6 protein-coding genes are annotated in these 7,280 nt (G+C 64.9%); 3 read left to right on the forward strand and 3 right to left on the reverse strand.

Annotated elements, in window-relative coordinates; genetic code table 11:
* A partial coding sequence (locus AC2VOG_RS12695) for a flavin-containing monooxygenase (RefSeq protein WP_486940253.1) occupies positions 1-1,171 on the reverse strand: 1,171 nt, incomplete at its 3' end.
* A gap of 100 nt (positions 1,172-1,271) precedes the next feature.
* Here AC2VOG_RS12695 and AC2VOG_RS12700 point away from each other — a divergent pair.
* The 3 genes from AC2VOG_RS12700 to AC2VOG_RS12710 all read left to right on the forward strand — a co-directional run bounded on the left by AC2VOG_RS12700 (position 1,272) and on the right by AC2VOG_RS12710 (position 4,832).
* Positions 1,272-2,945, forward strand: coding sequence for an FAD-binding protein (locus AC2VOG_RS12700; protein ID WP_486940254.1), 1,674 nt, complete (start codon positions 1,272-1,274; stop codon positions 2,943-2,945).
* 176 nt (positions 2,946-3,121) lie between these two features.
* Positions 3,122-3,913, forward strand: a complete 792-nt coding sequence (locus tag AC2VOG_RS12705; RefSeq protein ID WP_486940255.1) for an SDR family NAD(P)-dependent oxidoreductase — start codon at positions 3,122-3,124, stop codon at positions 3,911-3,913.
* Between the two features lie 31 nt (positions 3,914-3,944).
* Entirely contained in the window at positions 3,945-4,832 is an 888-nt protein-coding gene (locus tag AC2VOG_RS12710; RefSeq protein WP_486940256.1) for an alpha/beta fold hydrolase, read from the forward strand.
* Here AC2VOG_RS12710 and AC2VOG_RS12715 read toward each other — a convergent pair.
* Positions 4,825-6,369 carry an LCP family protein gene (locus AC2VOG_RS12715; protein WP_486940257.1) on the reverse strand — a complete coding sequence of 515 codons (1,545 nt, stop codon included), beginning with the start codon at positions 6,367-6,369 and terminating at the stop codon, positions 4,825-4,827. The genes AC2VOG_RS12710 and AC2VOG_RS12715 overlap by 8 nt on opposite strands.
* A 215-nt stretch (positions 6,370-6,584) precedes the next feature.
* On the reverse strand, positions 6,585-7,280 hold a 696-nt coding region (locus AC2VOG_RS12720; protein WP_486940258.1), incomplete at its 5' end, for an MBL fold metallo-hydrolase.

Raw genomic sequence — 7,280 nt, forward strand, 5'->3', positions numbered from 1 at the left:
CGACGACGTTGAGCGCACGCACCGAGCCGGTCATTGCGTCGAATCCGGTTGCCAGCACCAGCGCATCCAGATCGTAGTGGGCGGCCGAGGTCGTCACCCCGGCAGAATCCATCCGCTCGATCGGCGTCACATTCAGGTTGACCAATGTCACGTTGTCGCGGTTGAACGTCTGAAAGTAGTTGTCGTCGGTACAGATCCGCTTGGCGCCGATCGGGTGATCGGTCGGGATCAGCCAGTCGGCCGTTTGTGGATCGTCGACGACGGCCCGGATCTTTCGCTCCCAGAAAGCCCGTGCGGTGTCGTTGGCCCGGATATCGGTCAATTGGTCGGGGAAGGTCTTGCTGAACAGCACACCTCCGAGCTGCCAGCGCTTTTCGTAGGCAGCCTGACTTTCCTGCTCGGACACCTCGAGTGCCGAACGCGGATGTGGTTGATGCGGTGAACCACCGCCGCTGGCCATTGACAGCCGGCGACGCTCGGCGTAGCCGGCCTTCTGCTTACGCCGAGTCTCCTCGGTGAGTCGGGTGTTGCCCGCCGGGATGCTGAAGTTGGGAGTGCGCTGGAACACGTAGAGCTGGCTTGCCTGTTCGGCGATGCATGGAATCACCTGGATGCCAGACGATCCGGTGCCGATCACGCCGACCCGCTTACCGGTGAAGTCGACGCCGTGATGCGGCCAGTGCGCGGTGTGATAGACGTCGCCGCCGAACGAGTCCAGTCCGTCAATGGGTGGGATGTTCGCATTCGACAACGGTCCGACCGCGACGACAACAAAACGAGCGGTCATCGATGCGCCTGCCTCGGTGCGTATTTCCCAGCGCAGGGCGTCCTGGTCGAGAATCGCATCGGTCACGCGGGTACCCAAGGTGATGTGAGGTCTGAGGTCGTACCGATCGGCCACGTGGTTGAGATACCGCAGAATTTCCGGCTGACTCGCGTACTTCTCGCTCCAGTCCCACTCTTGCTGGAGTCGGTCGTCAAAAGAGTACGAGTAGTCCACGCTTTCGACGTCGCATCGCGCGCCCGGGTAGCGGTTCCAGTACCACACCCCGCCGACGCCGTCGGCCGCCTCGAGCAGCCGCACGGTCAGGCCGTCGCGGCGTAGCCGGTGCAGTGCGTAAAGCCCGGCGAACCCCGCACCTATCACCACTGCGTCGACGTCCCGGGTCATAGCGCCGACGGTACGGGGCGCCCTGCGTGGCGGCCGCAGATCGTCCCGCTCTGCGGGAATTGCCGCCCCGTAGCGCCACCTGTTGTGGTTGCCTGAACCCATGCCGGCCGCGGATGCCTGGGATCACCAGGTCGACTTCCTCGTCGTCGGCAGCGGCTGCGCAGGTCTGACCGCGGCGCTCACCGCGCACGCGCACGGCCTGGACACCCTCGTCGTCGAAAAGTCCGCAGTGTACGGCGGCAGCACCGCGCTGTCCGGGGGCAACATCTGGATTCCCAACAACCCGACACTCAAGCGCGAAGGCCTGGCCGACTCCCGCGACGATGTGCGCAGCTACCTCGACGCCGTGATCGGGACGCGAGTTCCGGGCGCCAACGTCGACGCGTTCATCGACAACGGTCCGTCGGCTATGACGTTCCTCGAGGACGCCAGCCCGCACCTGCGGTTCCAGTGGTGCACGGGCTATTCGGACTACCACCCCGAGCAACCCGGTGGACGGGCCAGGGGACGCACTATCGAGCCGCTGCCCTTCAATCTGAAGGAGCTCGGCGACGACGAGCAGTGGCTGCGGCCTGCGGCGCTGGCCACACCCGGCGGATTGTTCGTGACCTCAAAGGAATTCGCTCGGCTGAACATGGTGATGCGTACCTGGTCGGGTCGCCGCGCCGCCATGCAGACGGTCCGGCGAGCAGTCAAGGGTCTCGTTCTGCGCCGGCATATGGACACTCTCGGCCGAGCCCTGATCGGTCGACTGCGGCTTGCCGTCAAGGACGCGAACATCCCGCTGTGGCTCAACACTGCGCTTCGGTCGTTGACCGTCGACGAGTCCGGAGCCGTTGTCGGCGTGCAGGCCGAGCGCGCCGGTTGCGTCATCCGCATCCATGCCCGCAAGGGCGTGCTGTTGGCCTGCGGGGGTTTCGAACACAACGGCGAGATGCGTAAACAGTTCCTTCGCGACGGCGGCAAGGACAACTACAGCGCCGGCTCGCCAGATAACACCGGCGATGGCATCAATGCCGGCCAAGCAGTCGGTGCAGCAATCGACTTGATGGATGACGCGTGGTGGATGCCGGCGCTCAGACGACCCGACGGGGTGATGAGCGTGCTGGTCTCGGAGCGGTCGATTCCCCGCTCGGTCATCGTTGATCAGTCCGGCCGCCGCTTTGTCAACGAAGCCGCACCCTATGTCACGTTCGTGCATCGGCAACTCGCCGGTGGGCACGATCCGATCTGGTTCGTCTTCGACCGGCGGGCCAAGAATCGTTATCAATTCGGCGGCGTGATGCCCGGCCAGAAGTTTCCCGACGATTGGTTCACGTCGGGGTTGATGCATCGCGCCGACACCCTCGAGGCGCTGGCATCCAGCATCGGTGTGCCGCCGCCGGCGCTGCGCGAAACTATCGCCAGATTCAACGGATTCGCTCGCTGCGGTCACGACGATGATTTCGGGCGGGGCGACAGCGCCTACGACAACTATTACGGCGACCCGACGCTGCCGCATCCGACGATGGACGTTATCGACCGCGCGCCTTACTACGCGGCGCGCATCCAGGCCGGTGATCTCGGGACCAAGGGCGGCCTGGTGTACAACGCCCACGGCCAGGTGTTGCGGGCCGATGGCACGGTGATCGCGGGCCTCTACGCCGCCGGTAACACGTCTTCTGCGGTGATGGGCAACGACTACGCCGGCGCCGGAGCCACCATCGGACCCGCCATGGTGTTCGGATTTATCAGCGCCCGGCACGCAGCGGAAAGCGTTAGTGATGCAGGGTAATTCGACACAACTCGCGGGCGGGAGCGTGCTGATCGACGGCGGGGCCGGAGGTTTGGGCCCGGCATTCGCCGCGGGTTACGGTACCTCGGAATGGAGATCGCAGTCGACGGCGGATGGACTGCGGTTCTGACTTTGAAATATGCAATCCCACAGTGATAGTGGACAGGAGAGCGCGGATGAATCGTTTAGTTGATCACCGGATACTGGTGACTGGCGCCGCATCGGGCATCGGTCAGGCGACCGCGCTGCGTCTGGTGAGTGAGGGCGCCAAGGTGGTCGCCGTCGACATCGCCGCCGACGGACTGCAGAATACCCGCACCAAGGCCGCTGAAGCCGACGGTGGTGAGCGTCTGACCACGCTGGAGATGAACGTCGGTGACGAGCGTTCGGTGATCGAAGGGGTGCGGTCGGCGCTCGACAGCTTGGGCGGGCTGGATTCAGTGGTGAATGCCGCCGGAATTCTGCGTGCGGTCCACACCGAGCAGATGACCTTGGAGCAGTGGAATCAGATCATCGCGGTCAACTTGACCGGGACGTTCCTGGTGGTGCGTGAGACGCTGCCGGCCCTGTTGGAGAATTCGCGCAGCGCGATCGTCAACTTCAGTTCCACGTCGGCGTCGTTCGCGCATCCCTACATGGCGGCGTACGCCGCGAGTAAAGGTGGCGTCCAATCCTTCACCCACGCTTTGGCGTTGGAGTATGCGAGCAAAGGGCTTAGGGCGGTGTGCGTCGCTCCCGGAAGCATCAAGTCCGGCATCACCGATGCCACCGGCGGATACCTTCCGCAGGACGCGGACTGGGGTCTGTTCACCCGACTGATGCCGATCCTGCCCACGACCGAGGAGTCCAGCGGCGCCGGGATGGCCAGCCCGGCCGCGGTCGCCGGCGTCATCGCCATGTTGGTCTCCGATGACGGCGCGTTTATCACCGGCACCGAAATCCGCATCGACGGCGGCACCCACGCGTGAGCCCGCGCCGGCGACGATGCAGAGCGCAGCGATGAGGAGGAGCGGCGCCATCGAACCTAGCTACGAAGACACCTTGCGCGAAATCACCACCGAGGCAGGCGTTCTGCGGTATCACGAGGTCGGCGCGCTCGACGGGCCGGCCTTACTGCTGTTACACGGATCCGGCCCGGGGGTGACGGGCTGGCGGAACTTCCGCGGCGTGCTGGGCGTGTTCGCAGAGTTCTTCCGCTGCCTTGTCCTGGAATTCCCGGGTTTCGGTGTCAGTGACGATTTCGGCGGCCACCCGATGATCACCGCGCTGGATGCGGTGGTGCAGTTTGTCGCGACGCTCGGCCTGGAAACCGCTGACATTATTGGCAATTCGATGGGTGGCGGTGTCGGGATCAACTACGCGATCGCCCATCCGGAACGGGTGCGCCGACTGGTGACCATCGGCGGCATCGGCCGCAATCTGCTCACCGCTGCGCCCGCGGAAGGCATCCGACTGCTCCAGGAGTTCACCGACGCGCCGACCCGCGACGGACTCGTCCGGTGGCTGCATTCGATGGTCTACGACCCGGCCACGGTGACCGAAGAGCTCATCGAGGAGCGGTGGACGCACGCCACCGATCCAGCGACGTTGGCCGGCGCACGCCGGATGTATGGCAAGGAAGCGTTCACGCAGATGATGAACGCGCTTGAGGCTTCGAAAGGACCTCAGCCGTGGGCGATCATGCATCGTGTGCAGGCGCCGACGTTGATCACCTGGGGCCGCGACGACCGGGTCAGTCCGTTGGATATGGCGCTTATCCCGATGCGGACCATCCCCAATGCCGAATTGCACGTGTTTCCCAATTGCGGCCACTGGGCGATGATCGAGGCGAAGGCGGCCTTCGAAAGCGCGGTGTTGGCCTTCTTGTTACGTGAAGAGGTCAGTTGACGCAGGGGACGCCGCCGCCATCGATCGGTGCGCCCCGATCGGGAGTCGGGTCAGTGGAGGTGGTTGTACTGGACTTCCACCCGTAGGTGTCGTAAAGCTTTGCCGGCGTGGTGGATTCGGTCGTCGACTCGTCCTGAGTGGGGACCGAGAAGTTGTCGTCGACGACCACTTCGACGTGACCGAACTGCAGCGTACGGTTCGGCTTGTCGGGTGCGTCGATACCGAGCAGGCTCGCCACTTCGCGGGCGTCGGAGTCGGCGCCCGGCCCGTATTCGACTGTGGTGGAGGTTGGTTCGCCTTTGACCCGGTCGCGGACCGAGCCGGTGGTGTAACCGTCGTGCTTCAACGTGCGGGCCACTTTGGTCGCCAGTCCGCTGACACTGCTGGCGTTCACGACGTCGACCACGGTCGACGGGCTGGGCGCATCGGCGGTCGTCGACGCCGAGGACGACCCGAATGCCGCCGCCACTTCGGCCTTGATTGCCGCCGGGTCGACGATGTTCACGTCCTGGCCGTCGATGTTGTCGTAGCGCACCACGGGCAGGGTCCGGTATTCGACAGATCCCCCTGCCAGCTCGCCCATCTTGCGAAACATGTCTTCGTCCCAGCCCGCCGAGAGCACGACGTCCTTGCGCGCCACCGTCATGAGTTCTTTCAGCTTGCCGATATTGGTGAAGGTGCCAGCGTCCTGGAGTTGATGCATGACAGAGGCCAGGAAAGCCTGCTGGCGGTGTGTCCGGTCCAGGTCACCGTTCTCCAGGCCGTGGCGTTGCCGCACAAAGGCCAGCGCCTGCGCGGCGTCGAGTCGCTGGCGACCCGCGGGGAAATCGGCGCCGGAGTATTCGTCGTAGACGGCGTGTTTGAGGCAGACGTCCACGCCGCCCAGGCTCTTGGCCAGGTCGTAGAAGCCGGCCATGTTGACCTCGGCGAAGTAGTCGATCGGCACCCCGGTCAGCTTCCGTACCGCCTTGAGGGTCGCGGCGCGGGCGGCTTCGCGCCCCTTGGTCTCCAACTCCTTCTGGTTGCTGACGCCCTTGTCGATCATTTTTTGCTCGACGTACTGCTTGGTCAGCCCGTAGGCCTCTTTGATCTTGATGTGGTGGTAGCCGGGTACGCCGTTCCACGCGACCCAGTCGTCGCGCGGGATGGAGAACGCCGACACCCTGTCGTCGGGGCCGATGTGCGCCAGGATCAGCGTGTTGGTGTTGTAGCCGCCGTCGTCGGAGTCGCCGGCGTGCAAGTGCTTCAACAGGCTCCAGGGCAGGTCGTCGCCGTTCTGGTCTTTGCGCGAGTCGAGTCCGATCAGCAGGATGTTCATTCCGTTCCCACTGGACTTCGGGTCCTCAGGGCTCAGTGCCTGTGAGACGGTGATCCCGCTCAGCATGCCGTGTGCCATCCAGTAGCCCGATGCCGTGGTCAGCAAGACGGCCGTGGCGACGAACGCCCCGACGGCATGGGCCAGCGTGCGCCGGCGCTTTGTCGGCGCCGTCGCGCGGTGGCGGTGCTTGGGGTTGGATTGTTGCAGTGCTCCCACCACAATCTCAGCTTGTCGGGGTGAGCGCCGGACCCTGGATGACCTGTATGCGCTCTGATCGGTACGTGGCGTCCAGTATGCGGCAGCATGCTCAATACCGTGGTGTGAGCCAACCAACCGTAACGCCGCGGTTATCGGGTCGAAATGGCGTTGATCTGCGACGATGCGTGCTGACGCCGTTCCTGTGCGGGCGTACCAATTGTGGCCAAATCGTGCCGTTAGAGCTCTAGAATTGCCCCGTCGGCGGCGGGCAGCGCGGCGTGGAAACGACCCTGGGCGGCCGCGGCGGTGCGCTCGGCCACTTCGGGCAGGGGATGGCTGTGGGTGATCAGCAGGCGCGATACCCCCGCCTCGGCGGCAATCGTGCCGGCCTCCTCGCCTGAGGTGTGCCCGCGTTCGGCATTACGGGGCTCCCATGCCTCATGTAGCAGTGTGGCCACACCCGCTACATGTCGGGTGGTCTCCGGGTCGAACTCGGTGTCGGTGCAGTAGGCAACAAGGTCCGCGATGCGAAAGCCGGCCGACGGCAAGGGGTGGCGGGTCTGTTCCCAGGTTTCGATTTCATGACCGGCGAATCCCAACGCGTCGCAGCCCAATTCTGCCCAGCGCGCCGATCCCAGTGGCGAGGTCGTCTGAAGCGGTGATGCGAGCAGTTGTTCTTCGACGATCGATCGGGTGGGCCGGCCGTACGCCATCGAGCCCGGCCCCGCGATGGTGAGTTCCCGGCCGCCCAGCGCTCGAGCGCTGACGAAGCCGAGGCCGGTCACGTGGTCGAGGTGAAAGTGGCTCAGCGCCACGGTCACCTGCTCGACCCCGTCGAGCAGCGCCGGGTTGATCTGTAACGCGCCGAAACCCGTTCCCGCGTCGAGTATTAACGCCTCGGTGCCAGCGGTGATCAGGTAGCAGCTGGTCTG

It is taken from the genome of Mycobacterium sp. TH-M11 (assembly GCF_057473725.1).